This is a genomic window from Xanthomonas prunicola (assembly GCF_025266575.1).
GTDB lineage: Bacteria > Pseudomonadota > Gammaproteobacteria > Xanthomonadales > Xanthomonadaceae > Xanthomonas > Xanthomonas prunicola.
The window spans coordinates 3,361,492-3,385,475 of the sequence record NZ_CP096142.1 but is presented as its reverse complement, the minus strand read 5'-3'; the positions used below and the strand labels follow the sequence as shown (position 1 = coordinate 3,385,475).

At 66.1% G+C, this 23,984-nt stretch carries 22 protein-coding genes; 13 read left to right on the top strand and 9 right to left on the bottom strand.

Annotated elements, in window-relative coordinates; translation table 11 throughout:
• Positions 1 to 374: 374 nt before the first annotated feature.
• Both alr and M0D43_RS14470 read right to left on the bottom strand, forming a co-directional pair.
• On the bottom strand, positions 375 to 1,460 hold the full coding sequence (alr, locus tag M0D43_RS14475; RefSeq protein ID WP_252161957.1) for an alanine racemase: 1,086 nt from the start codon (positions 1,458 to 1,460) through the stop codon (positions 375 to 377).
• Positions 1,460 to 2,749 carry a D-amino acid dehydrogenase gene (locus M0D43_RS14470; RefSeq protein WP_252161956.1) on the bottom strand — a complete coding sequence of 430 codons (1,290 nt, stop codon included), beginning with the start codon at positions 2,747 to 2,749 and terminating at the stop codon, positions 1,460 to 1,462. The genes alr and M0D43_RS14470 overlap by 1 nt, the downstream gene beginning before the upstream one ends.
• A gap of 148 nt (positions 2,750 to 2,897) precedes the next feature.
• Here M0D43_RS14470 and M0D43_RS14465 point away from each other — a divergent pair, with 148 nt between their 5' ends.
• Entirely contained in the window at positions 2,898 to 3,377 is a 480-nt protein-coding gene (locus M0D43_RS14465; RefSeq protein ID WP_252161955.1) for an Lrp/AsnC ligand binding domain-containing protein, read from the top strand.
• Between the two features lie 36 nt (positions 3,378 to 3,413).
• Here the strand turns inward: M0D43_RS14465 and M0D43_RS14460 are convergent, their stop codons facing one another.
• On the bottom strand, positions 3,414 to 3,842 hold the full coding sequence (locus tag M0D43_RS14460) for a hypothetical protein (RefSeq protein ID WP_252161954.1): 429 nt from the start codon (positions 3,840 to 3,842) through the stop codon (positions 3,414 to 3,416).
• 281 nt (positions 3,843 to 4,123) lie between these two features.
• On the opposite strand from M0D43_RS14460, the gene msrB reads away from it, so the two are divergent.
• The 7 genes from msrB to M0D43_RS14425 all read left to right on the top strand — a co-directional run bounded on the left by msrB (position 4,124) and on the right by M0D43_RS14425 (position 9,356).
• Positions 4,124 to 4,588, top strand: coding sequence for a peptide-methionine (R)-S-oxide reductase MsrB (msrB, locus tag M0D43_RS14455; RefSeq protein ID WP_252161953.1), 465 nt, complete (start codon positions 4,124 to 4,126; stop codon positions 4,586 to 4,588).
• A gap of 188 nt (positions 4,589 to 4,776) precedes the next feature.
• Positions 4,777 to 5,247, top strand: coding sequence for an MliC family protein (locus tag M0D43_RS14450; RefSeq protein WP_252161952.1), 471 nt, complete (start codon positions 4,777 to 4,779; stop codon positions 5,245 to 5,247).
• Positions 5,248 to 5,344: 97 nt separating this feature from the next.
• Positions 5,345 to 6,199, top strand: a complete 855-nt coding sequence (gene motA, locus M0D43_RS14445) for a flagellar motor stator protein MotA (protein WP_252161951.1) — start codon at positions 5,345 to 5,347, stop codon at positions 6,197 to 6,199.
• 10 nt (positions 6,200 to 6,209) lie between these two features.
• Positions 6,210 to 7,355, top strand: coding sequence for a flagellar motor protein MotB (gene motB, locus M0D43_RS14440; RefSeq protein WP_252161950.1), 1,146 nt, complete (start codon positions 6,210 to 6,212; stop codon positions 7,353 to 7,355).
• 237 nt (positions 7,356 to 7,592) lie between these two features.
• Positions 7,593 to 8,162 (top strand): hypothetical protein, encoded by a 570-nt coding sequence (locus M0D43_RS14435; RefSeq protein WP_252161949.1) that lies wholly within the window; start codon positions 7,593 to 7,595, stop codon positions 8,160 to 8,162.
• Between the two features lie 8 nt (positions 8,163 to 8,170).
• The gene (locus M0D43_RS14430) at positions 8,171 to 8,455 is read left to right on the top strand and encodes a DUF4031 domain-containing protein (RefSeq protein WP_010372155.1); all 285 of its coding nucleotides are present in this window, start codon (positions 8,171 to 8,173) and stop codon (positions 8,453 to 8,455) included.
• A gap of 211 nt (positions 8,456 to 8,666) precedes the next feature.
• A complete protein-coding gene (locus tag M0D43_RS14425; protein ID WP_313905080.1) occupies positions 8,667 to 9,356 on the top strand; it encodes a response regulator transcription factor in 690 nt (229 codons plus the stop codon).
• On the opposite strand, the gene M0D43_RS14420 is transcribed toward M0D43_RS14425, so the two are convergent.
• Positions 9,338 to 10,714, bottom strand: coding sequence for a sensor histidine kinase (locus M0D43_RS14420; RefSeq protein WP_252161947.1), 1,377 nt, complete (start codon positions 10,712 to 10,714; stop codon positions 9,338 to 9,340). The two genes, M0D43_RS14425 and M0D43_RS14420, sit on opposite strands and share 19 nt — an antisense overlap.
• Before the next feature lie 204 nt (positions 10,715 to 10,918).
• Here M0D43_RS14420 and M0D43_RS14415 point away from each other — a divergent pair, with 204 nt between their 5' ends.
• The 4 genes from M0D43_RS14415 to M0D43_RS14400 all read left to right on the top strand — a co-directional run bounded on the left by M0D43_RS14415 (position 10,919) and on the right by M0D43_RS14400 (position 18,103).
• The gene (locus tag M0D43_RS14415) at positions 10,919 to 13,936 is read left to right on the top strand and encodes an adhesin (protein ID WP_260807297.1); all 3,018 of its coding nucleotides are present in this window, start codon (positions 10,919 to 10,921) and stop codon (positions 13,934 to 13,936) included.
• Positions 13,937 to 13,983: 47 nt separating this feature from the next.
• Positions 13,984 to 15,891: a S8 family peptidase gene (locus M0D43_RS14410; protein ID WP_260807296.1), complete on the top strand. Its 1,908-nt coding sequence runs from the start codon at positions 13,984 to 13,986 to the stop codon at positions 15,889 to 15,891.
• A gap of 97 nt (positions 15,892 to 15,988) precedes the next feature.
• Positions 15,989 to 16,231: a hypothetical protein gene (locus M0D43_RS14405; protein WP_260807295.1), complete on the top strand. Its 243-nt coding sequence runs from the start codon at positions 15,989 to 15,991 to the stop codon at positions 16,229 to 16,231.
• Between the two features lie 9 nt (positions 16,232 to 16,240).
• Positions 16,241 to 18,103, top strand: coding sequence for a protease pro-enzyme activation domain-containing protein (locus M0D43_RS14400; protein WP_260807294.1), 1,863 nt, complete (start codon positions 16,241 to 16,243; stop codon positions 18,101 to 18,103).
• A 57-nt stretch (positions 18,104 to 18,160) separates the two neighbouring features.
• On the opposite strand, the gene M0D43_RS14395 is transcribed toward M0D43_RS14400, so the two are convergent.
• Positions 18,161 to 18,697, bottom strand: coding sequence for a DUF6630 family protein (locus tag M0D43_RS14395; RefSeq protein WP_029217742.1), 537 nt, complete (start codon positions 18,695 to 18,697; stop codon positions 18,161 to 18,163).
• 165 nt (positions 18,698 to 18,862) lie between these two features.
• Here M0D43_RS14395 and M0D43_RS14390 point away from each other — a divergent pair, with 165 nt between their 5' ends.
• A complete protein-coding gene (locus M0D43_RS14390) occupies positions 18,863 to 19,129 on the top strand; it encodes a DUF3297 family protein (protein ID WP_101362227.1) in 267 nt (88 codons plus the stop codon).
• A 142-nt stretch (positions 19,130 to 19,271) separates the two neighbouring features.
• On the opposite strand, the gene M0D43_RS14385 is transcribed toward M0D43_RS14390, so the two are convergent.
• From M0D43_RS14385 to M0D43_RS14370, 4 genes are all read right to left on the bottom strand, one after another.
• Positions 19,272 to 20,033: an ABC transporter permease gene (locus M0D43_RS14385; protein ID WP_252161940.1), complete on the bottom strand. Its 762-nt coding sequence runs from the start codon at positions 20,031 to 20,033 to the stop codon at positions 19,272 to 19,274.
• Entirely contained in the window at positions 20,030 to 20,974 is a 945-nt protein-coding gene (locus M0D43_RS14380; RefSeq protein WP_252161939.1) for an ABC transporter ATP-binding protein, read from the bottom strand. The genes M0D43_RS14385 and M0D43_RS14380 overlap by 4 nt, the downstream gene beginning before the upstream one ends.
• Positions 20,975 to 21,243: 269 nt before the next feature.
• Positions 21,244 to 22,881 (bottom strand): Na+/H+ antiporter, encoded by a 1,638-nt coding sequence (locus tag M0D43_RS14375; protein ID WP_101362230.1) that lies wholly within the window; start codon positions 22,879 to 22,881, stop codon positions 21,244 to 21,246.
• Positions 22,882 to 23,347: 466 nt separating this feature from the next.
• Complete coding sequence (locus tag M0D43_RS14370) at positions 23,348 to 23,767, bottom strand: hypothetical protein (RefSeq protein ID WP_260807293.1); 420 nt, start codon at positions 23,765 to 23,767, stop codon at positions 23,348 to 23,350.
• Between the last annotated feature and the right edge of the window lie 217 nt (positions 23,768 to 23,984).

Sequence of the window (23,984 nt, the reverse complement as noted above, 5' to 3'; positions counted from 1 at the left end):
CTTGAGCCCCTCTCCCGTCGGGGCGAGAAGGCACGGTTTGCGCGCCACTGGCGTGTGTGCCTTGGAGCGCCCGCGTCGCAAACGCGGGCTGGGGCGCGGGGCGGGGGGTGGTGGCAACGCTTTCGGGTCGTTCAAGCTGCATGTAGCCTCGCGCGCCCCCTCATCCGGCGCTGCGCGCCACCTTCTCCCGCCGGGCGGGAGAAGAACAAGCAGTCGAGCTTCCGCTCAAGCCCCTCTCCCGTCGGGGGCTCCAAGGCACGGTTTGCGCGCCACTGGCGCGTGTGCATTGGAGTGCCCGCGTCGCAAACGCGGGCTTGGGCGCGGGGCGGGGGTGGTGGCAAAGCTTTCGGGTCGTTCAAACTGCTGCAGATCGTTCAAACTGCTGCAAATTCGCCCACATACACCCGCGGCACCCGCTTGAGTCCGCACAGCAACTGATATGCGCTGACATTGCATTGCGCGGCCAGCGGGCTGACTTGCGGGGCATCGCCCCACAGTTGTACCGGCGTGCCGATGTCGGCCTGCGGGTGATCGGTGAGGTCCACGGTGAGCATGTCCATCGAGACGCGACCGATCAGCGGGCAGACCTGGCCATCCACCAGCACCGGGGTGCCATTCGGCGCGAACTGCGGGTAGCCGTCGGCATAGCCCATCGCCACCACGCCCACGCGCGTCGGTCGTTCGGCGACAAAGCGGGCGCCATACCCCACCGGCTCGCCGATCGGCAGGTCGCGGACCGAAATGATGCGCGAGCGCAGCGTCATCACCGGGCGCAATTGCGCAGTGTTCTCGGTGTCCTGCACGAACGGGTTGGCGCCGTACACCATTAGCCCCGGGCGCGACCAGTCGTTGCGCAGCGCTGGCCAGCCGAGCAGGCCAGGCGAATTGCGCAGGCTGGTTTCCGCGCGCATGCCGCCGGCGGTCAGCGCAAAGGCCACGGCCTGTTCATCGGTGCGGCTGCAGTCCAATTCGTCGGCACGCGCCAGATGGGTCATCAGCACCAGCGAGGCGATCTGCGGCAACCCGCGCAGGCGCAACCATGCGGCGCGGAAATCTTCTGGCGACAGGCCCAGCCGATGCATGCCGCTGTCCATCTTCAACCACACCCGCAACGGCCGCGGGCTCTGGAATTGGGCCAGCGCGCGCACCTGCTGCGGTGTGGCTGCCACCGTCCACAGATCGTGTTCGGCGATCAGGCGTAATTCGTCGTGTTCGAAGAAACCTTCCAGCAGCAGGATCGGCGCGCGGATGCCGGCCTGGCGCAGTTCCAGCGCCTCTTCGATGCAGGCCACCGCAAAGCCGTCCGCCTCTGGTTCCAAGGCCTGCGCACAGCGCACCGCGCCGTGCCCATAGGCGTCGGCCTTGACCACCGCCAGCGCCTTGCTGCCGCCCAGCCGCTTGGCCAGGCGGTAGTTGTGGCGCAACGCCTCCAGATCGATCGACGCTTGCGCAGGACGCACTACGCGGCCTCCCGCTGCGGACGCGCACCGCGTGGCGACAGGTACCGGAACACGTCCAGCCCGTCGGTATCGATCTCGGGCGTGCGGCCTTGCATCAGGTCGGCCAGGTAGCGTCCGGAGCCGCAGGCCATGGTCCAGCCCAGCGTGCCGTGGCCGGTGTTGAGGAACAGGTTGGAATACGGCGTAGCGCCGACGACCGGCGTGCCATCCGGGGTGGCCGGACGCAGGCCGGTCCAGAACTCGGCCTGGGCCAGATCACCGCCGCCTGGGAACAGGTCGTTGACCACCATTTCCAGGGTGGCGCGACGACGCGGATTCAACGACATGTCGAAGCCGGCCACCTCGGCCATGCCGCCGACGCGGATGCGGTCGTCGAAACGGGTGAGCGCGATCTTGTAACTCTCGTCCAGCACCGTGGAGGTCGGCGCGCGCTGCGCATCGACGATCGGGATGGTGAGCGAGTAGCCCTTGAGCGGGTAGACCGGCAGATGCAGGCCGAGCGAGAGCAGCAGGTCGGCTGAATAACTGCCCAGCGCCAGCACGTAGCGGTCGGCGGTCTCGATGCGGCCATCGATCTGCACGCCGGTGACCTGGCCGCCAGCATGCTCCAGCCGCTCGATCTGTTGCCCGTAGCGGAACCTGACGCCCGCCTGCGCGGCCAGTTCGGCCAGACGCTGAGTGAACAGCCGGCAGTCGCCGGTCTGGTCTTCGGGCAGACGCAGCGCGCCGGCCATCTGCGCGCCGCCGCCAGCCAAGCCGGGCTCGAATTGCGCAATCTGCGCCGGGCTCAGCAGCTCGTACGGCACGCCGTATTGGGCCAGCACGTCGATATCCTGCGCCGCCGCATCGAGCTGCTGCTGGGTGCGGAACAGCTGCGTGGTGCCGAGCTGGCGGCCTTCGAATTCGATACCGGTCTCGGCACGCAATGCATTGAGGCAATCGCGGCTGTAGTCGGACATGCGCACCATGCGCGCCTTGTTCACCGCATAGCGCTCGGCGGTGCAGTTGCGCAGCATCTGGCTCAGCCACGCCAGCTGACGCAGGTCGCGGGTGGGGCGGATCGACAGCGGTGCATGCTGCTCGAACAGCCACTTCACCGCCTTGCCGGGCACTCCGGGCGCGGCCCAGGGGGAGGTATAGCCGAACGACAGCTGGCCGGCGTTGGCGTAGCTGGTCTCCAGCGCGGCGGCCGGCTGGCGGTCGACCACGGTCACTTCGCAACCGGCCTGCGCCAGGTACCACGCACTGGTCACGCCGATGACGCCGCTGCCGAGAATGAGCACACGCATGTCGTTCTCCTGAAAAGGGCATTCCCCCACAACCACGCGCTGATGGGGATGGTTAGACGCAGTATATTGCGAGCCAGGCAGTGCCATTTCTGGAATCGACGGGCTTTTGCAGTGAAACTTCCTGCCAAACCTTGCCGAGACAAACCCCATGACCACCCGCCCCCGCGAGCTGGACAAGATCGACCGCAAGATTCTGCGCATCCTGCAGCAGGAGGGGCGGATTTCGTTTACCGAACTGGGCGAGCGGGTCGGCCTGTCGACCACCCCCTGCACCGAGCGTGTGCGCCGGCTGGAGCGCGATGGCGCCATCACCGGCTACTACGCGCGGCTGGACCCGCACTATCTCAAAGCCAGCCTGCTGGTCTTCGTCGAGATCAGCCTGGCGTACAAATCGGGCGACATCTTCGAAGAATTCCGCCGCGCCGCGCTGAAGCTGCCCAACGTGCTGGAGTGCCATCTGGTCTCCGGCGATTTCGACTACCTGCTCAAGGCACGCATCAGCGAGATGGCCTCGTACCGCAAGTTGCTCGGCAGCACCTTGCTGACCATGCCGCATGTGCGCGAATCCAAGAGCTACATCGTGATGGAAGAGGTCAAGGAGACACTGGCGTTGCCGATCGCCGACTGAAGCGGGGATTGGGGACAACAGACCGCAGCGCCGCGATCAGCGCACCAGGCGCATGCCATCGCCCGCCGGTACCGCGTCGTAGTAGCGGCCGGTTTTGGTATCCAGCACCCGATTGGCGCCGGCCGGCTGCATGCCCTGCAGCAAGCGGCCATTACGGTCGTAAACCATCGGCTTCGTCGGCGCCACCTGGCTGCCGGCAGGCGCGACAGGAGTCTGTGCCGGCCCGCGCGTCGGAATGGTCGGCGCGACCGGGCGCTGACCAAGCTGCGAGGGCACGGGTGCGGCGGAAGGCGCCGGCTGCAGCGCGCGCGGCGGCGTCACCGTAGGCTGCACTGGTGTCGGTGTGGTGATGGGCTGCAAGGCCGTAGCTGAGCGCGTGGTGGTGGCCGACTGCGCCGCTGCCGCTCCGGCCATCGTCAGCAGCACGCACAGCAGGATGCGACGGGTTGATGGATGGATCGCCATGACAGGCACCATGCGTGTTCGAGGGTACTTCGTCGATGGAGGCGCGGATGTGCCGGGGCAATGCGCGCGACCGGCCGGGGGATGAACGCTTTCGCCAAGTCGTTGCGATGCGAAGAACGTCACCACGCATTGCCAGGGCGCACGCCAGCAGTTTTATGCATACAGCGATGCCACCTCCGCAGCACCATGGTGATCGCCCTCACCGGTTGAACCACCCCGACAATGCCCACATCACTGGAGCAGGCGCCGGCACCCCGCTGGCGAGCGCATGCGAGAGCCTCATGAGCCAGTTCGATCTGACCCCTCCCTCCCCCGCCCAACGCGATACCTTGATCGCCGGGCTCAGCGATGAGGAACAGCGCGTGCTGCTGCACCATGGCACCGAGGCGCCGTTCTGCGGGGTGTTCCTGGACAACAAGCTGGACGGTGTCTACACCTGCCGGTTGTGCGGCCTGCCGCTGTTCCGGTCCAGCGCCAAATTCGAATCCGGGACCGGTTGGCCGAGCTTCTTCGCGCCTTACGACCCCGCGCACGTGCGCGAGATCCGCGATACCAGCTACGGCATGATCCGCACCGAAATCGTCTGCGCACGCTGCGACAGCCATCTGGGCCATGTGTTCCCGGACGGCCCGCCGCCGACCGGCGAGCGCCACTGCTTGAACTCGGTCTCGCTGGGCTTCACCGAAAACGGCCAGGCATTGCCCAACCCGCTGCACCGCGACGGCGCCGAGACACAGCCGGCCTGATGGCGTCGTCTGCCCGCCAGGCAACGGCCATGGCGGTGCCTGGGAGGTGGTGAAGAACGCCTCCTGCGCTTTGCGCGACAGGCGAGGCAGGGCTCGTAACGCGCAGTGCTCGATATTCCAACCATCGCCAGCACGGCGGCGGTCCCATCCAGGCAGGAGTACGCAGATGCACACGTCCTCATCCCTGAATGCTCACCGGCCTGCTGGCCACCGCCCTCGCCGGCTGCAACGCAGGCAGCCCGCCGCCGGCAGCAGAGGCGGCCAAACCCGCAGACACCCAGCCAGCCACCGCCAGGCGCACCGACAGCCGCCCGCCTGCCGTGGGCACGGACGCCAGCGTGACCGGCCCGCTGCCCCGGACCGGTAAGACGCCTGCCCATGCCGCGCCTGCTGCCGCCCCGGCACTTCCGGCGCACGTGATGGCCTGGCGTTGCGGCCAGCGCCTGATCACCACACGATTCGACTCGGCCACCGATGCCTTACAGCTGACGCTCGACGACCGCAGGCTGATGCTGCTCAGTGCCCAGGCGGCATCCGGGGCACGTTTTGCCGATGCGCGGGGCAACCAGTTCTGGGAACATGCGGGCGAAGCGACGCTATCGCTGGCGGGGAGCGAGGCGATCAAATGCGTGCATGAGGCTGCCACGACAATCGGCTAAGTGTTCAGTTACAGGGCACCTCTTCACGCCGCACGCTTCAAGAATCGGCCGCGCAAGCCGAAACCATTAGCAACCCCAGTTTGCTTTTGGCTGCGCCATGCTCATCATCATCGGCTTCATCGTCGTCATCGTCAGTGTCCTCGGCGGCTATGTGCTGTCGCACGGAAAGCTGGGCGCGTTGTGGCAGCCGTACGAGCTGATGATCATCGGTGGCGCGGCATTGGGCGCGTTCCTGGTCAGCACCCCGGGCAAGATCGTCAAGGAAACGTTCAGCGGCATCATGGGGGTGTTCAAGGGCCCGCAGTACAAGTCCGACGACTACAAGGACACCCTGAGCCTGATCTACGAGCTGTTGAACAAGGCCCGCCGCGACGGCTTCATGGCGCTGGAAGACCATGTCGAAAAGCCGCAGGACAGCACCATCTTCGGCAACTACCCCAAGGTGGTGGCCGACCATCACCTGCTGGATTTCATCACCGACTGCCTGCGCCTGATGATCGGCAGCAACATCGAGCCGCACGAGTTGGAACCGCTGCTCGAACTGGAACTGGAAAAACACCATCACGAAGCCCTGGCGCCGTCGCATGCGCTGAGCAAGGTGTCCGATGGCCTGCCTGGCTTCGGCATCGTGGCGGCGGTGCTCGGTATCGTGATCACCATGGGCTCGATCGGCGGCCCGATCGAAGAGATTGGCCACCACGTCGGCGCCGCACTGGTGGGCACCTTCCTCGGCATCCTGCTGGCGTATGGCTTCGTGGCGCCGTTGTCGGCGGCGATGGAAGCGCGTGCCGAGCAGGACGGGCGCATCTACGAAGCAGTCAAGACCGCGCTGTTGGCCTGCCTGCGTGGCTACAACCCGAAAATCGCGCTCGAATTCGCCCGCAAGACCCTGCCCTCCAATGTGCGTCCGAGCTTCGGCGATTTCGAAACGCACCTGAAGACGATCAAGTAGGGCTGCGGTCATGCCCGAGGCCAAATCCACCGTCATCATCCGACGGGTCAAGAAGGTGCAAGGCGGCGGCCATCATGGCGGCGCCTGGAAGGTGGCGTTCGCCGACTTCGTGACCGCGATGATGGCGTTCTTCCTGGTGCTGTGGCTGATGGCGGCCACCACCAAGGAACAGCGCGCGGCGATCTCAGAATACTTCCGCAACCCGAGCCCGCTGTCGGGTAAATCGCCCGCGCCCTCGCCTGGCATGAACGGCCCTGGCGGTGCCAGCACCTCGATGATCAAGCTCGGCGGCACCGCCGACATGGCCAAGGGGCAGAAGGACGAAATCGGCCGCAAGCGCGACAACGCTGCGGACACCAACGAAGACAGCCGCAGCAAGGACAAAAAGCGCCTGGAAGCGCTGATGCAGGACCTGAAAGAGGCCATCGACAAGAGCCAGGCGCTGGAGCCGTTCAAGGACCAGCTGCTATTGGATCTCACGCCGGATGGCCTGCGCATCCAGATCGTGGACAAGCAGAATCGCCCGATGTTCGACATCGGCCGCGACCAGCTCAAGCCGTACACGGTCGCGATCCTGCACGAGCTGTCCAACTTCATTAATCAAGTGCCCAACCACATCAGCATCACCGGCCACACCGACATCACTGCCTACAGCAGCGATGCCGGCTACACCAACTGGGAACTCAGCGCCGACCGTGCCAATGCCGCCCGCCGCGCGCTGGTGGGCGGCGGCATGTCCGATGCGAAGGTCACGCGCGTGGTGGGGCTGTCGTCGTCGGTGCTGTTCGACAAGACCGACCCGCAGAACCCGATCAACCGCCGCATCAGCATCGTGGTGATGACCCAGGACGCCGAAAACGCAGCCCTGGCCGGTGCGGGGCAAGGCGTGGCGCTGGGCAAATCGGTGCACGATGCCGACACCCAGGTGCCGGATCTGAGCGGCGCTGCAGCCACTGGCACGGCCACCGTGGGGACGCCGGTCAAGCAGGCAACACCCACAGCGGCCGTGCCAGTCGCCGCCGCCGCGACTCCGGCATCGGCATCTGCCGCACCTACCGCTGCCCGTCCGGCAGGACCGCGTCTGTCTTCCAGCGCGCAGGTGGCGTCTGCCACGGCGCTCGCCAAAGCTGCCGAAGCGGCGGTGGAGAAGCAGTAATTCGGGGGAGGGCTTGGATGTGCAGGCGGCGAGTTGCCATTTCCCGGGCAAACGCAGCGGGGACATGGCCCATTGCCGTTTCGGCCCAGGCCCGCCGGTGGCGACGCTTGGGTCGGTGCCCGTGAAGACGGTGCGCCCCTGCCGGCCCTGTCTCGTCCAGGCGCCAATTCCCGCGACGCATCGCATCGTGCGGCGCACGTTCTAGAATGGCCGGCCATTCCTAGCGTCGAGAACACCGTGTCCCGCAATTCCAAGGCCAAGCGCGACAAGCGCAAGAAGCAGCAGCCCAAGCGCCCCTTCGCCCGCCTGGGCCAGGCGCCCCAGGTCACCAACCATGCCGTGCTGCAGGACGCCGACGGTCGCGTCGTGGCCGCGATCGGTCTGCAGGGTGGCAGCGAGTGGATGCTGTCGATCGGCGGCCAGACCATGGGCAGCGCCGACAACCCGGTGCCGATGCTGGCCATGCTCAAGCACCTGGCCAACCTGCAGGAAGCCGAAGGCAAGACCATCTCGCTGGAATATTCGACCCAGCTGCAGCAGATGATCGACGACCTGGCCGCCGACGAAGGCCAGACCGCCGAGGAATACCTGACCAAGCTGGTGTCCGAGTTCCAAAACGCCGATGCGGATGAAGACGGCGACGCAGAAGACGCTGCTGACGATGCCGGCACCGACGCCGTTGCTGACGACGCTACGGCCGAAGACGACACTGCCGGCACCGATGACAGTGCGGCCGACGCTGAAGCGAGCGACGATGCCGAGGGCGACAGCGCCGGCAAGAAGCCGAAGAAGTCCAAGAAGGCCTGACCCGGCTGATGGCCGTCTACGTCGACGATGCGGTGCACCTGTGGCGCGATCAGCGCTGGGCGCACCTGCTGGGCGATACGCTGGACGAGCTACATGCCATGGCGGCGCGGCTGGGCATTCCCCGCCGCGCCTTCCAGAACAAACTCAGTGGGGCGCACTACGATGTGCCCGCTCCGCTGCGCCTTGAGGCGATTGCCCTCGGCGCCATCGCCATTTCCCGCCATACCGACCGCGCCTTGCTCAAGGCGTTGATCGCCAATGCGCGAGCGCAAGCGCGCGGCGAGCACGCATAAGCGGCGCTTGCGACGCTGACAGGCGGCATCCCGTCACACGCGTCGGTCGAACTGCCGGCACGCCAATCTCTCGCGTCGCAATATAAAGACATACATTGCATGCCGCGCGCGCGTGTGGTGTTGTACGACACCGTCGGCCCGTCACCATTGCACGTGGCTTGGGAGAGGTGTCTTGTCCATCCGTGCTTTTTCCACCGATGCTGTCTCTCTGTTGTCCGTCGCCGTTCTGGAAGACGACGCGCTGTTGCGCGAGGACATCCTCATCCCTGGGTTGCGCGAGTTCGGCTTTCGCGTCAGCGGCGCCGGGACCGCTGGCGAACTGTATCGGCTGATGCTGCAACAGGCCTTCGATCTGGTGGTGCTCGATCTCGGCCTTCCCGACGAAAGCGGACTGAGTGTGGTGACGCACCTGCGCTCGTTGTTCGCCGGGCTTGGCATCGTCGTGCTGACCGGCAATCGCGGTCGCAACGACCACGTACGCGCCTTGCACGGCGGTGCCGACGCCTTCCTGCGCAAACCGGCCGATCCGGAAATCCTCGCACTGACCTTGCGCAACCTGGCACAGCGTCTGCGCACGGCCAACATCAGCGTCACCGCGCCCAGGCAAGCCTGGCGACTGCAATCAGACGGCTGGTGCCTGTTGGCGCCGGACGGCACGGTGATGGTGCTGACCTCCCTGGAGCGGTGTCTGATGCGCTGCCTGGATGCGCAGCGCGGCCAGGCGATCGAGCGCGAGACCTTGGTATCGGCATTGGAAGCCACCGCCGGCGACTTCGACCTGCACCGGCTGGAAATGCTGATCCATCGTCTGCGGCGCAAGGCCGCACGCATCGCCAGCGATCAGACACCGGCACTGCCGCTGCTGTCCTCGCGCGGCATGGGCTACCTGCTGGCCGACTGAGGCGGCGCTGCCGCCAGCGGCAATTGCAGGCACAGACACGCCCCGCCTTGCGGCCCATTGCTCGCCGTCACCTGGCCACCGGCCGCGGCGATGATGCCTTGCACCACCGACAGGCCCAGCCCGGTGCCTTTGCCGACCGGCTTGGTGGTGTAGAACGGCTCAAGGATGCGCGCCAGCAGATGCGGTGCAATGCCCGGACCGGTATCGCAGAAGCGCAAGCACACCGTGGCCTCGCGCAACTCGCCCTCGATGCGGAACACGCCCTGCCCTTCCATTGCATCGCGTGCGTTGGCGGCAATGTTGAGCAGCACCAATTCGAGATCATCGCGATCCATCAGGACCCACAGCGGCGGCCCGGCGGCGAGGCACTCCAGCCGGATCTCGTGCCCGAATAACTGCCGCAATGTGGGTTCGGCATCGCGCAGTGCGACGCGGGCATCGAACAGGGTCGGCAGGCCGGGCTCGGCGCGGCCGAAGTTGAGGATGCGCCGGCTGACAGTCAACGCACGCCGCGAGGCGGTCTCGATGTTTTCCAGCGTCTTGAGCAGTGGCGCTTCGCCGTAGCCCTCCAGCGCATCGCGCCGTCGCGCATAGCCGATGATCACGTTGATCAGGTTATCGAAATCGTGCGCGACGCCAGCTGCCAGACGCCCGAGCGCCTCCATTTTCTGGGTGTGGATCAGCTGCTCCTGCACGCGTTCGCGTTCGGCCATTTCCTGCAGCAGACGGCGATTGAGCTGCTCCAGTTCGCATCGGCGTTGCTCTGATTCAAGCAGGCTGTCGCGCAATGCGGCGATGGTGCGATCCAGGATCAGGGTGATCAGCAGATAGGCGCCGACGGTCACCAGGCCTAAGCCGATGTTGCCGCGCACCGAGCGCCAGGGCACCGGCCAGATCACCTGTGCGAGCATGCCCAGCAACGCAGCGGCCGCCAGCAACAGGAACACCCGCCAGAGTGCGCGACTGCCCAGCACCATGCCGGCGAGCACCAGCGCCAGCAAGGGCATGGGGTTGGTCAGCAGGTCGTAAATGTCCACCCGCACATAGGTGACCAACACGCCGATCAACGTCGCGGCCACGTAGGTCCGCACCGCTCCTGCAGTGTCGCCGCGCCGCACGCGCCACACCCCCATCGCCGCGCCTGCCGCAGTGAGCACGCTACCCACCAGGGCACACAACAGGTCCGTGTGGCTCAGCAAGCGCGCCGCGCCAGCCACGTAGAGAAACAGGCCGATGTCGCCGGCGGTATAGAGCACGATCGCCGCCAGCAGCACTTGCAGGAACGCCGCATGCCGCTGGTCGCTGGCACTGGCAGACGTCGGTGGCTGCAAACAGCGCAAAACGTGGATGAATTTCACAGAACTGGCAACCGGCGACCTCGATAACTTCGGATGCTCACATCGGTGGTGAGTGGATGCAATCGTCGTTTGGTGACAGCCCCCAGGTAGCGTGACAAATTTTTGACGCACTTCGCGCACGCCGACAGAACTCCGCATCGACAGGGGATGCCTTGGAGTTTGGTCTGCGCCAGTCGCTCCGCCCACCACGTCCTGGGGACACCGATGAGCCTTCTGCCTGACCATGTACCGGGCCAGCACCGCGCCCGCCTCGCCCCTTCCCGCCCCGCTGATAGCACTGCCTGCATCGCACCACCACCGCGGCGGTCGCTCACGCGCGCCATCGTCACCGTCCTGTTTCTGGCCAGTCGTCTCGCGACTGCACACGCCGCCACCCCGGCGCCAGAGGCGACAAGCCCGAACGGCCAGGCAAGCACCACCGACAACACGGTGCAGGACGACTCTACGGCGCCAGCAGACACGGCCGACGATATCGGCAAGCATCTACAGATCGTCGGTGGCAGCGAACCGTCCGAAGACGTCGGCGCGTTCGCCGGCGAGCCTTATGCGGTGGCCATCGGCGAGGCCAGCAATGCGCTCGGCGAAGGCGGCATTGCACTGGGTGCCGGTGCCACGGTGACGGCCAAGAACGCCATCGCCACCGGCTATGCAGCTTCAGCGAGCGGCGAATCGGCCATCGCCATCGGCGGCACGACCGAGGTGTTCGACTACAACGAGGCTGGCGAGATCATCGGCAGTCACCAGGATTCCACCGAGGCCAGCGGGTTCGGCGCGGTGGCGCTGGGTGGCGGCGCCAAGGCCACCGCGGCGCTGGCCACTGCAGTGGGCAGCGGCAGCGAAGCGCGCAACGTGCAAAGCACGGCGCTGGGCTACCGCGCCCGCGCGTTCGAAGACGGCGCGACTGCTGTTGGCGGCTTGGCGGTGGCCTCGGGCTATCTGTCCACTGCCAACGGCTACTTCGCACGTGCCACCGCCGCCAGTAGCGTGGCGATCGGCAACACGTCCCTGGCCAGCGGGGTCGACAGCGTTGCCATCGGCGGCGTCAGCACTGCCGCAGCGGCAGCCGGCAACAGCAGTGGCATCACTGCGGCCACCGGCGTCGGTTCGATCGCCCTGGGCGCAGGTGCGGAAACGCAATCCAACTACGCGATCGCCATCGGCTACAACGCCAACGTGTTCCCCAATCTGCCGGGCAACACCGATTCCGTGGCGATCGGCCATAGCGCCGGTTCGTTCGCCCCCAACACGGTCTCGTTGGGCGCCTATGCCTTGGCATCGGACCAGGACGGGATCGCCGTGGGTCACAACAGCTGGGCCTTGACCGCCAACAGCGTGGTCCTGGGCTCGGGCGCCGTCAGCTCCTGGTACAACCCCAACAGCACCGCGCTGGGTGCAGCCACCCGCACAGACGGCGTCGATGCCACCTCGATCGGCTATGGCGCCAAGGTCGGCAACTGGGTGGACGATGCCTGGAATCGCGCTCCGGTCAGCGCGGTGGCGCTGGGCGCCTTCTCGCACGCAACCCGCAGCTACAGCGTGGCGGTGGGCGATGTGGCATCCGGGCTGACACGGCAGATCACCAGCGTAGCGGCCGGCACCGAAGCCACCGATGCGGTCAACAAGGGCCAGCTCGATGCATTGGCGGCCGATGTGCAGTCCACCAGCGGCATGTTGCAGGCCAACGGCGAGGGCACTGCCAGCGCGATCGGCGAACGCAGCACGGCGGCCGGTGCCGGCGCTTCGGCCAGCGGAGCGCGCAGCGTGGCGGTGGCGGCAGGCAGTCGTGCCAGCGCCACCGGCGCCAGCGCACTGGGCGTGGACAGCAGCGCCAGCGGCGTGAACAGCACGGCGATGGGGCGGCAGACCAAGGCCACCGGCGAGAACGCGCTGTCGCTGGGCTACAACAGCTTCGTGCGCCAGAGCGGCGTCAACGGCGTGGCCTTGGGTGCCAATGCCGGTGCCAGCGGAGCCGATTCGGTGGCGCTGGGTTCGGGGTCGCGTACCTACGAGGCCAATACGGTCTCAGTGGGCAGCGGCAACGGTCGTGGTGGTCCGGCGACGCGGCGCATCGTCAATTTGGGCGCCGGCGCGATCGCCGACGGCAGTAGCGAGGCAATCACCGGCGGACAGTTGTTCCAGTCGCTGAGCAATGCCGCCAGTTTCCTGGGCGGTGGCGCGGCCATCGGCGCACAAGGCGTATTCGTTGCGCCGAGCTACGTGATCCAGGGTGCCAGCTACACCAATGTCGGTGCCGCACTGACCGCGCTGGACAGCAAGGTCAGCGCGCTGGATGGACGCATGGGTGGCACGCCGCTGTTGCGGACAGCCGCGTTGCGCAGTGCCGGCATGCCGGCAGTGATGACAGCGGCAACCTCTGCGGTTGCAACGACCGAACGTAGCAATGGCGGGCCGCAAGGCACGCCGACGCCGACGCCGGCGGCCGCCAGCGCCGGCACGGCGGCAAGCACGTCCACGGCGATGGGCTCCGCGGCGGTGGCCAACGATGTCACCGGCACGGCGATCGGTGGCAGCGCCTACGCGCACGGCCCCAACGACACCGCGATCGGCAGCAATGCGCGCGTCAACGCCGATGGCAGCACGGCGGTCGGCGCCAACACGCAGATCGCCGCGGTGGCGACCAATGCGGTGGCGATGGGCGAGGGCGCGCAGGTCACCGCTGCTTCCGGCACTGCGATCGGCCAGGGCGCACGTGCCACTGCACAAGGTGCCGTCGCATTGGGTCAGGGGTCGGTTGCCGACCGCGCCAACACGGTCTCGGTGGGCAGCGCCGGCGCCGAGCGGCAGATCATCAACGTAGCCGCCGGCCGTTCCGATACCGACGCGGCCAACGTCGCCCAGGTCTCTTCGGGCGACGCACGTACGTTGAGTTCGGCCAATAGTTATACCGACAGCCGCGTCTCGGCCCTGAGCGACAGTTTCAGCCAGCTGCACGACGACAGCATGCGCCGCTTCCAGAACATGGATCGCCGCATCGACCGCCTCGGCGCGATGAGCGCGGCGATGCTCAACATGGCCAGCAATGCGGCCGGCACGCAGAGCGAACGTGGACGCATCTCCGTCGGAGCAGGCTTCCAGAGCAGCGAGCGTGCGCTGTCGATCGGCTATGCCCGCAAGATCGGCGAGCGCGGCTCCTTCAGCCTGGGTGGCGCCTTCAGCGGCAGCGACTCCTCCGCCGGTCTGGGCTTCGGTGTGGACTTGTGAGCCTGTCCGCACGCACCGCCATCCCCTTTCTTCTTGGAATTGCGCCCATGAACACTGCCTCTCCACCGCTCCGGACGCTGTTGCTGAGCGCCCTGCTCGCCACCGCCCCCTTTCAGCTGCATGCAGCCAACGATCTGCTGGAACAACGTGGCCTGGTCGACAGCCCGGCGCCTGCCGGCTCCCCCGCGGCCGGCCGCCTCATCGTCAAGTACAAACCGACCATCGGCTCCAACGCGCTGCGCGAGTCCATCCTGTCGTCGGCCGCACGCCGCGCCAACGTGCTGCCGCTCAGCAGTAACGCCGCCCGTAGCGCGCCGATGGCCGCGCGCGTCCTGCGCACCACCGGCACCGGCGCCAGCGTGCTGCGCCTGACCGGCCACCTGACTGCTGCCGAGCAGACCAAGCTACTGACCGAACTGCGTGCCGATCCGGCCGTCGAATACGCGCAATTCGATCGGATGATGCAGCCGGTACTCGACCGGGTCGGGTCGGCCGCACTGCCGGCACAGACGCGTGCAACGGCGCAGGCCACCGATCCGGCAGTGCCCAACGACAAGCTCTACACCCAGTATCAATGGCATATGCAGGACAGCACGGGCGGGATCCGCGCGCCCAAGGCCTGGGAGACCTCCACCGGCAGCGGCGTGGTGGTGGCCGTGATCGATACCGGCATCCTGCCCGACCATCCGGATCTGAAAAACAACGACCACGTCCTGCAGGGCTACGACTTCATCACCAATGCCATCGTGTCCCGTCGCGCCACCGACGATCGGGTGCCCGGCGCGCTCGACTATGGCGATTGGATAGCCGACGACAACCCCTGTGCGCAAAGTGCGCGCGATAGCTCCTGGCACGGCACCCACACGGCCGGCACGATCGGCGAACTGACCAACAACGGCATTGGCGGCGTTGGCGCCGCACACGACGCCCAGATCCTGCCGATCCGCGTGCTCGGCCAATGCGGCGGCATGAACTCGGATATCGCCGATGCGATCGTGTGGGCCTCGGGCGGACACGTCGATGGCGTGCCGGACAATACCCATCCAGCCGAAGTGATCAGCCTGAGCCTGGGGGGCCCGGGCAGTTGCGACAGCAACACGCAGCAAGCGATCAATACGGCCGTCGCCAACGGCACCACGGTCGTGGTGGCCGCCGGCAATGATTCCCTCGATGCGGCGCAATCCAGCCCGGCCAGCTGCAGCAACGTGATCACCGTGGGTGCAACCCGCATCACAGGTGGCATTGCGTACTACTCCAACTTCGGATCAGTCGTCGACGTGGCGGGACCAGGTGGTGGCGAGAAGGAGGACACGGGCAACGGCGGTTGGGACGGACTGGTGTTGTCGACCGCTTATAGCGGCAAGACCACGCCGACGTCGGGCGAGTACAACTATCGCGGCTATGCCGGAACCTCGATGGCCACGCCGCACGTCGCGGCCGTGGCTGCATTGGTGCAAAGCGCGTTGGCGAGCGCTGGCAAGACACCGCTGAGCCCATCGCAACTGCAGGCGGTCTTGAAGCAGACCGCGCGCGCGTTTCCGGTGCCACCGCCGGCAGCGACCCCGATTGGCAGCGGCATCGTCGATGCAACGGCAGCGATGGACTATGTCCGCACCAGTTGCAGCGGCAGCAGTTGCAAGCCGGTGACCACCGCACTGAGCAACCGCACGCCGCTCACCGCGCAAACTGCCGGCGTCGACGAGGAGCGTCTGTATAGCTTCACCGCCACCGCGGGGACGCCGTTGAACGTGCTCTCCTACGGCGGCGGCGGCAATGTCGCCCTGTACGTGAAGTTCGGCGCCGAGCCCACCACCAGCAGCTACGACCTGCGTTCGGTCCGTGCCGGCAATGCGCAGACCGTGCGACTGCCGTCGCCACAGGCCGGCACCTACTTCATCAAGCTGGTCGGCGGAGACGGTGGTTTCAGCAATGTGTCCTTGATGGCCCGGCAGTGATCTAGCCGGCATCGCTCCAGCACGGCGGGCGTGGAGCAGATCGCGCCATGCCTGCCGTTCGGCAACGTTGTTCTCATCCGAAACCGAGGATTTCGCTATGCAGAAGCGTTCTGGATTTCATCGCGTGCCGTTGCATCTGGCCGGCCTCGCCGTTCTTGCCGGTGTCGCCGCACCGGCCATTGCCGCACCATCGGCCGCGCCGGCCACGCTTCAGACGGCCGCCCCGCTCGCCCATGTGCCTGCGCAGTTGCGCAGCGCGCGCAAACTCGGTGCGCTGGCACCCAGCACCGCGATCAGCCTGGTGATGACCGTACCGTTGAAGGACGGCGCAGGCGCCTAAGACGATGCAATGCATGTTTCGCATCCAGGCGATGCGCTCTATGGCCACTATCTGACACCGGCGCAATTCACCGCCCGCTTCGGTGCGCGCGAGGACGACGTCGCCGCGATCAAGGCCTTTGCGCAGGCGCATGGCATCCAGGTCAGCAGTGTCGGCGGCGCGGGCTCGCTGATTACCTTGAAGGCACCGGCGGCCACGTTCGCACAGCATCTGGGCGTGGCGTTCAATCGCTACCAACGCAGCGATGGCAAGACGTTCTTTTCGGCTGATCGACAGCCGCAATTACCCAGCGCACTGGCCGGTCATGTCGGCGGCATCGTCGGCCTGCACGACGCCGTCCGCTTCGCACCCCTGGCCATCCGCGCACCCACCAATCCGGCGGCACGCGCCGCGATTGCCAACGACGGCGCCCGCCGCGGCCGGCCGGACGCCACCCAGGCTACCGGCCACGGCCCCAACGGCGCCCTGAGCCCGCAAGACTTGCGCCGTGCCTATGCCATTCCCGAGCAGCTAGGCCCAGGCAAGCTGGAAACGCTGGCGCTGTTCGAGCAAGGCGGCTTCCTGTCCAGCGACATCGCCGCCTACGTCAAACAGTTTGGCTTACCGAACGTGCCGGTGAAGGTACGCAACGTCAACGGCTATGCCGGCGCAGTCAACAGTTCCGGCGTGGCCGGTGAGGCGGCGCTGGACATCGACATGGCGATCGCCGTGAACCCGCAATTGCGCCAGATCCAGGTCTACGAGGAAGGCGACGATCCGTTCCCGGTCGCGCTGCTGGCCTCGTTAGGTGCCATGGCCGACGACAACACTGCGCAGACGGTCAGCATCTCCTATGGGATCGACGAGGAATTCATGGGCGACGCTGCGCTGGCCGCAGAAGGCCAGGTGCTGACGCAGATGGTGGCGCAAGGCCAGGGGGTGTATGTCAGTTCGGGCGATCAGGGCGCCTATGGGCGCAGCGGCAGCGGCCTGCATGTCGAAGATCCCGGTAGCCAGCCGCTGGTGACCTCGGTCGGCGGCACGACCTTGTTTACCGAGCGTACCGGCGGCTACGGGGGCGAAGAGGCCTGGAACCTGCTTGGCGCGGGCCTCGGCGCCACCGGGGGCGGCATCAGCAGCTACTGGCCGCTACCGGACTATCAGCTGATCGCCGGCACCGATGGCAAGCCGGTCTCGATCGCTGCAGCGAACCAGGGCTCGTCCGCGCGCCGCAACGTGCCCGACGTCGCCGCCGTGGCCAGCCCCACGACGCCGGTGGCGGTCTATTCGGAGTTGGACGGCGGTTGGATCACCGTGGGCGGCACCAGCGTCTCGGCACCGATCTGGGCCAGCTTCATGTCCATCGCCGATCAGGCGCACCAGGCCGTCGGACTGGGCCGGATCGGCTTCGCCAATCCGTTCCTGTATGAGGATCTCCAGGGCACGGCGTCCTTGGGCACCAACGACGTGCTCGATGGCAGCAATGGCAATGCCAACCTGTTCGGCGGCGTGGCGGGCTTCAATGCCGGCCAGGGCTACGACAATGTCACCGGCCTGGGCTCGATGCTGCCGTCCTCGCTGCTGCTCGATTCCCTGCTGGAGGTTCATGACGGCAGCACGCCCCCACCGAATCAAGCGCGCGGCGTGCACGCCAGCACGACGGCCACGACCAGCACGGTGCAATGGACCGCCACCAACACGGCAACCGGCTATGCGATCGTCGCCCAGGACAACGCCACCGGTGCGTACACCTCCTATGCGGTGTCGCGCGGCACGCGCTACACGCTCGGCGGACTCAAGCCAAACACGTTCTACACGATGTACGTGGTCGCCTTGAACAAGGGTGGGGCCACCGTGGGCTCGCCAGCGATCGTGAAGACGGCCAAGAGCTGACGGACGCAGCAAACGCCGCCCTGGCCATGGCCCGGGCGGCAGTCGTACCCAAGTGACTTAGAACGGATCGCTGCCCGGGCGCAGATCCGCGCCCAGGATCGCTGCCAGCCGCTGCATGTCCTCATCGTTGCGGCTCAGCGCCATCCAGCCGGCACGGTCGTCGCTGCCGGTATCCCAGCACCACAGGGTGTAGCCGTATTCGCGCAGGCGGTCGTAGGCCACCGTCAGCAGCGCGGCGGTATCGTTGGCGGCCAGGAAGTCGTCGTCGTCGATGTCACCGCCCCAGTCGATCCGCAAGTTCCAACGCGCGGCCAATTCGTCGATCGCACTGATCAGCGTTTCGCTGTCGCTGCCATCCACATAGAACCCCGAGCTCCAGTCGATCGCATCCTTCAGCGCCCATAACCACGCATCGCCGTCGGTCTCGCCGGCGCTCTCGCGATAGGCATCGAACTGGCGCAACGCGGTTTCTTCGTCGCCCGGATTGATCAGCAGCAACAAGTTCCAGACCAGTCCCTGATGGGTGTCCGGATCGTCGTCGTTGTCGGCGCTCAGGTCATCGGGTTCATCGTAGTCGGCGCTGTTGTCGGGCATCACGGTCTCACGTCCAGGGATTGCAAGGCGGAAGTGTGAGGCCTGATGGCGCGCAAGCAAACCGGTTGACGCACGCAACTGCGTCGCCGGGGCTGGTCTTCACGACGCAGGCCCGTATCCTGTGGGGCCGAAGACGGCTCTCCCGGCCGCCATGACGCCTTTCCCATGAGCGATACCCCTCCCGATCACCTAGCCATCGACGCGCGCAGCCCGTTTCACAATGCCGATGCCCTCAACCGCGGCGTCGGCGTGCGCTTCAACGGTGTCGAACGCGACAACGTGGAGGAATACTCGGTGAGCGAAGGCTGGATCAAGGTGCAGGTCGGCAAGGCGCGCGACCGTCGCGGCAACCCGATGACGATGAAGATCAAGGGCGAAGTGGCGGCCTATTACCTGGACACCAAAAACGACACGCAACCAGCCGTCGAGTAACCGCACGACGCAGACACCACCGCGCCGCACATTCGCACCAGCGCAGCCACTGCGCCGATGCCATCCAGCGCCGTCGATCGCGGCGCTGGTCAGCACGCCGCGCGACAACGCACGCTTCCGGCGGTACCGGAATCGGCGCGACTCAGGCCTTGAGCCGGTAGCCGCTGCGGAAGATCGCCGCCACTACGCCCAGGCACACCAGCAGGAACAAGAACGTCATGCCGGTGCTCACCGCGATATGCACGTCGGCCTTGCCATAGAAACTCCAGCGGAACCCGCTGATCAGATACACCACCGGGTTGAACAGCGTGACCTTCTGCCACAACGGCGGCAACATGTTGATCGAGTAAAAACTACCGCCCAGGAAGGTCAGCGGCGTCACCACCATCAGCGGGATCACCTGCAATTTTTCGAAGCCGTCGGCCCAGATGCCGATGATGAAACCGAACAGGCTGAAGGTCAGCGCGGTGAGCACCAGGAAGCCCAGCATCCAGACCGGGTGCGCGATCTCGTACGGCACGAACAGCCGCGCGGTGAGCAGGATCAGCAATCCCAGCATCACCGACTTGGTCGCCGCCGCGCCTACGTAGCCGATCACGATCTCCCACCACGCCACCGGCGCGGACAGTACCTCGTAAATGGTGCCCGCCCAGCGCGGCATGTAAATGCCGAACGACGCGTTGGAGATGCTCTCGTTGAGCAAGGACAACATCACCAGACCGGGAATGATGAAAGCGCCATAGCTGATGCCGTCGATATCGCCCATGCGCGAACCGATCGCCGCACCGAACACCACGAAGTACAGCGAAGTCGACAACACCGGCGAGGCGATCGATTGGGTCAAGGTGCGGAACGCACGCGCCATTTCGAACCGGTAGATCGCCGCAATCGCATGCACGTTCATGCGCGCACCTCCTGTTGACGTGCGCCATGCACCAGGTTGACGAAGATCTCTTCCAGCGAACTCTCGCTGGAATGCAGGTCCTTGAAATCGATGCCCTGCTCGTTGAGCCGGCGCAGCAACGCACCGATGCCGGTCTGCTCGGCCTGGGTGTCGAAGGTGTAGATCACACTATTGCCATCGGCAGCCAACTCCAGCGGCAGATCGGCCAGCGCGGCGGGCAGCGCCTGCAACGGCGCCTGCAGGCTCAGCGTGAGCTGCTTCTTGCCGAGCTTGCGCATCAGCGTGTGCTTGTCTTCCACCAGCACCAGTTCGCCACGGTTGATCACACCGACGCGGTCGGCCATGTCTTCGGCTTCCTCGATGTAATGGGTGGTCAAAATGATGGTGGTGCCCTGTTCGCGCAGCCGCCGCACCATCTGCCACATGTCGTGTCGCAGCTCCACGTCCACACCGGCAGTGGGCTCGTCCAGAAACAGAATACGCGGCTCGTGGGCGAGCGCCTTGGCGATCAGCACGCGCCGCTTCATACCGCCGGACAGCGTGGAAATCTTGTTGTGGCGCTTGTCCCACAGCGAGAGCTCGCGCAGCACCGTTTCCAGATACGCCGCATTGGCCGGCTTGCCGAACAGGCCGCGACTGAAACGCACCGTGGCCCACACCGTTTCGAACGCGTCGGTAGCCAGTTCCTGCGGCACCAGGCCGATGCTGGCACGCGCGGCGCGGTAGTCGCGCACGATGTCGTGCCCGTCGGCCAACACCGTACCGGTGCTGGGGTTGATCAAGCCGCAAACGATGCTGATCAAGGTGGTCTTGCCGGCGCCGTTGGGGCCGAGCAACGCGAAGATCTCGCCGCGCTGGATTTCAAGATCCACCTGTTTGAGCGCCTGGAAACCGCCGGCGTAGGTCTTGCTCAAGCCCTGGATGGAAACGATCGAAGTCATGGGTCTGATACGAAAGACGATAAGCGCCACAGGGTAGGCGGTGCGCCGTGACGATGGGAGTGGGTAAGATGGGATGGTGTCTCCCGATACCCGCCGCGGATGTGGGCGAGCCAATACGCAGGTCAGCGGAAATGCGCCTGCGCATGATGGGCGTCACGACGAAAACGCCGTCGCGCGCAAGCGCGCTCGGACACCCTCACGCACCAAGCATGCGGTTGCGGTGACGATTCCCCAGTCCCGAATCCCGAGTCCCACGCGCCTGGGCGCGCTCACGCACGCTTGCGCGACTCGATCAGATCCAGATTGCGCACCAGCCGCCGCGACAGCTCGTCGGAAATTTCGCGGCGCCGCGCCAGCTTGAACAACTCGTTGCGCTCGGCCACCAATGCCGCATGCCGGAACTGCCGCAGCGCCTTTTCGTAGGCAACCGCCTCTTCCGGATCGGTCTCGGCCATGTCCACCGCGCCGAGCTTGCGCTGATAGCGCTGACTGACCTGGTTGGCTGCTGCGTTGTAGCGCTCGGCATGTTTGCTGCCATCGACCAGCCGCTGCCGCAGTTTTTCCACTGCATCCAGCGCTGCCTGCGAAGCAGATTTCACTGCCAGGTCTTCCTTGAGCTGCTCGTCTTCTTCTTCCGGCAATTCCAACCCGCGCAACAGGCGCGGCAACGCGATGCTGGCCACCAGCAACGACACCAGAATGACCGAGGCAGCCAGGAAGATCGCCAATTGACGGGCCGGGAATGGCGAGCCGTCCTCCAGCATCAAGGGCAGCGTGAGCACGCCTGCCAGGGTGATCGCACCGCGCACGCCGGCCAGCGACACCGCCACCACGATCCGCCACGGCGGGCTGACATGCGCCTCGCCGCGTCGCTGCGCCTTGAAGATATTCCAGCGCAGCGACAGGAACACCCACACGAAGCGCAACGCCATCAAGCTGGCACTGATGGTCGCCACATACACCGCCAGCCACCACGGATTGAGGTGACCTGCCTCCTGCACGCTGCGCACGGCGCCGTCCAGGATGCCCGGCAACTGCTCGCCCAGCAGCACGAAGATGATGCCGTTGAAGGTGAACTGCACCGTGTCCCACACCGCCGAACGCTGCAGGCGCATATTGCCCGGCGCATTACCGGCCATTTCCACGTAACTCATGGTGATGCCGGCGGCCACCGCGGCCAGGATGCCCGAGGCATGGAAGGCTTCAGCCAGCAGATACGCAGCGAATGGAGTGAGCAGGTTGACCAGGATCGCCGAACCGGGCTCCTCGCCGAAATGCCGCCAGATCCAGGCCTGGATGCGGCTCAACCCGAAGGTCGTCGCCACGCCCAAGGCCAGACCGGCCAGCGCCACCCACAGGAAGGTCAGCGAAGCGGCCGCGACCGAGAACGTGCCGGTCAACACTGCCGCCACCGCGAACTGGAAACAGACCAGGCCGGAGGCGTCATTGAGCAGCGACTCGCCTTCCAGAATGTGCATCAGGCGCTTGGGGATCGACACCTTGGAGGCGATCGACGACACCGCCACCGGGTCGGTCGGCGAAATGATCGCCGCCAGCGCGAACGCCACTGCCAGCGGCATCGCCGGAATCAGCCAATGAATGAAAAAGCCGGCGCCGACGACAGTGAAGATCACCAGCCCCAACGCCAGCTCCAGAATCGCCGCCTTGTCGCGGAACAGGCCTTGCTTGGGAATGCGCCAGCCATCCAGGAACAGCAGCGGCGGCAGGAACAACAGGAAGAACAGCTCCGGCTCCAGTTCGTGCCCCGCATCGAACACGCCGGAGACCACCGCGCCTAGCGCGATCTGGACCAGCGGCAGCGGCAGCGAGAACGGCAGGATGCGGATGAGATAACCGCTGGCCGCGACCGCCAGCAACATGGCGAGGACGACATCGATCGAATGCATAAAAACCCGGGAAGAAGAGACGGCAACACGTGCGGCATCGTCTTGCGACGCACAACAACGCACCGACGGGAACATACCGGTTTGCAACCGGTGATGAAACCACCGCACCACCTGGGCCTGGGCGCGGTCCTGTGCGGTGACCGCCGCAGCGGTGTGGTGGGGTAGCGCTGTGGCGGGTGTCTGTCGATCAGACACTATGGCTGCCGGATGGACTGGCCGAGACGAAGAGGCGGCCGTGCTTCGTCAATATGGATTGCCCACAGCACGAGCAACCGCAGCACCATCGTAGCGATGCAACAGGCCCGCAATGCGCATGCGGGCGGCGGGCAGGCGATGGATCCATCGCCAAGGCCAGCAGTCACTCGATCGCGCGGACCTCACCTGCCGTCGAGAGCAGCCGGCACTGTGATCGCTCGCGCTGTCGGACATGCCGGCGGCATGCTAGCGCAGATCTGCCGAACGCAGATCAGCTGTGGTGAACGTGCTTGTTCGCGTGCGGCTTCGATTGCCGGACGCCCCCGACCGGGACCAGGAAGCTCGCTTCATGCAGTTTCAGCCTGGAATCGTAGTGCCTCACTGTCACCTTAACCGCCTTGACCTTCTTCTTGAAGGCGTAAGGCCATTGCGCGCCCACCATCTCCTGCCCGGGCTTCTGACCGTCAGCGTCTTCGACGAGCTTGATGCGCACCGGGTAATTGCCTGCGCCGCCGTTGTCCGCATCGTTGGCGTCGAACACCTCGATATGCGCTTTCGAAAACGCCAGTGTCGACGGGCCGCCGTCCTTGAAGTTGGCGCTATCGTCGAATCCGATGTTCTTGTAGCTGTAGCTCAGCACGATCACTTGCGTGGGCACCCAGGAGCCGCCGCCATGGTTGGGAATGTTCACCCTGGCTACGCGCGCGGAATCAACGGTGAATTCCCACTCCCCCGGGACAATCCACTTCTGCCCTGGTCGATAGATGTCACGCGCAGGGACAGCAGCGGCCGCTGCTAACGCGTGCGTTGGCGTGATGGCCGATGCCTGTGCACTACCGGATGCCTGTGCACTACCGGATGCCTGTGCACTACCGGATGCCTGTGCACTACCGAATGACGCCAGCGTG

What these genes read in the sequence shown, in the direction of transcription:
- M0D43_RS14470 (WP_252161956.1), bottom strand. Translation starts at nt 2,749, where the DNA reads ATGCGTGTGCTCATTCTCGGCAGCGGCGTCATCGGCGTGACCAGTGCG.
- M0D43_RS14465 (WP_252161955.1), top strand. Translation starts at nt 2,898, where the DNA reads ATGACCACCCGCCCCCGCGAGCTGGACAAGATCGACCGCAAGATTCTG.
- M0D43_RS14460 (WP_252161954.1), bottom strand. Translation starts at nt 3,842, where the DNA reads ATGGCGATCCATCCATCAACCCGTCGCATCCTGCTGTGCGTGCTGCTG.
- msrB (WP_252161953.1), top strand. Translation starts at nt 4,124, where the DNA reads ATGAGCCAGTTCGATCTGACCCCTCCCTCCCCCGCCCAACGCGATACC.
- M0D43_RS14450 (WP_252161952.1), top strand. Translation starts at nt 4,777, where the DNA reads ATGCTCACCGGCCTGCTGGCCACCGCCCTCGCCGGCTGCAACGCAGGC.
- motA (WP_252161951.1), top strand. Translation starts at nt 5,345, where the DNA reads ATGCTCATCATCATCGGCTTCATCGTCGTCATCGTCAGTGTCCTCGGC.
- motB (WP_252161950.1), top strand. Translation starts at nt 6,210, where the DNA reads ATGCCCGAGGCCAAATCCACCGTCATCATCCGACGGGTCAAGAAGGTG.
- M0D43_RS14430 (WP_010372155.1), top strand. Translation starts at nt 8,171, where the DNA reads ATGGCCGTCTACGTCGACGATGCGGTGCACCTGTGGCGCGATCAGCGC.
- M0D43_RS14415 (WP_260807297.1), top strand. Translation starts at nt 10,919, where the DNA reads ATGAGCCTTCTGCCTGACCATGTACCGGGCCAGCACCGCGCCCGCCTC.
- M0D43_RS14410 (WP_260807296.1), top strand. Translation starts at nt 13,984, where the DNA reads ATGAACACTGCCTCTCCACCGCTCCGGACGCTGTTGCTGAGCGCCCTG.
- M0D43_RS14405 (WP_260807295.1), top strand. Translation starts at nt 15,989, where the DNA reads ATGCAGAAGCGTTCTGGATTTCATCGCGTGCCGTTGCATCTGGCCGGC.
- M0D43_RS14400 (WP_260807294.1), top strand. Translation starts at nt 16,241, where the DNA reads ATGCATGTTTCGCATCCAGGCGATGCGCTCTATGGCCACTATCTGACA.
- M0D43_RS14395 (WP_029217742.1), bottom strand. Translation starts at nt 18,697, where the DNA reads ATGCCCGACAACAGCGCCGACTACGATGAACCCGATGACCTGAGCGCC.
- M0D43_RS14390 (WP_101362227.1), top strand. Translation starts at nt 18,863, where the DNA reads ATGAGCGATACCCCTCCCGATCACCTAGCCATCGACGCGCGCAGCCCG.
- M0D43_RS14385 (WP_252161940.1), bottom strand. Translation starts at nt 20,033, where the DNA reads ATGAACGTGCATGCGATTGCGGCGATCTACCGGTTCGAAATGGCGCGT.
- M0D43_RS14380 (WP_252161939.1), bottom strand. Translation starts at nt 20,974, where the DNA reads ATGACTTCGATCGTTTCCATCCAGGGCTTGAGCAAGACCTACGCCGGC.
- M0D43_RS14375 (WP_101362230.1), bottom strand. Translation starts at nt 22,881, where the DNA reads ATGCATTCGATCGATGTCGTCCTCGCCATGTTGCTGGCGGTCGCGGCC.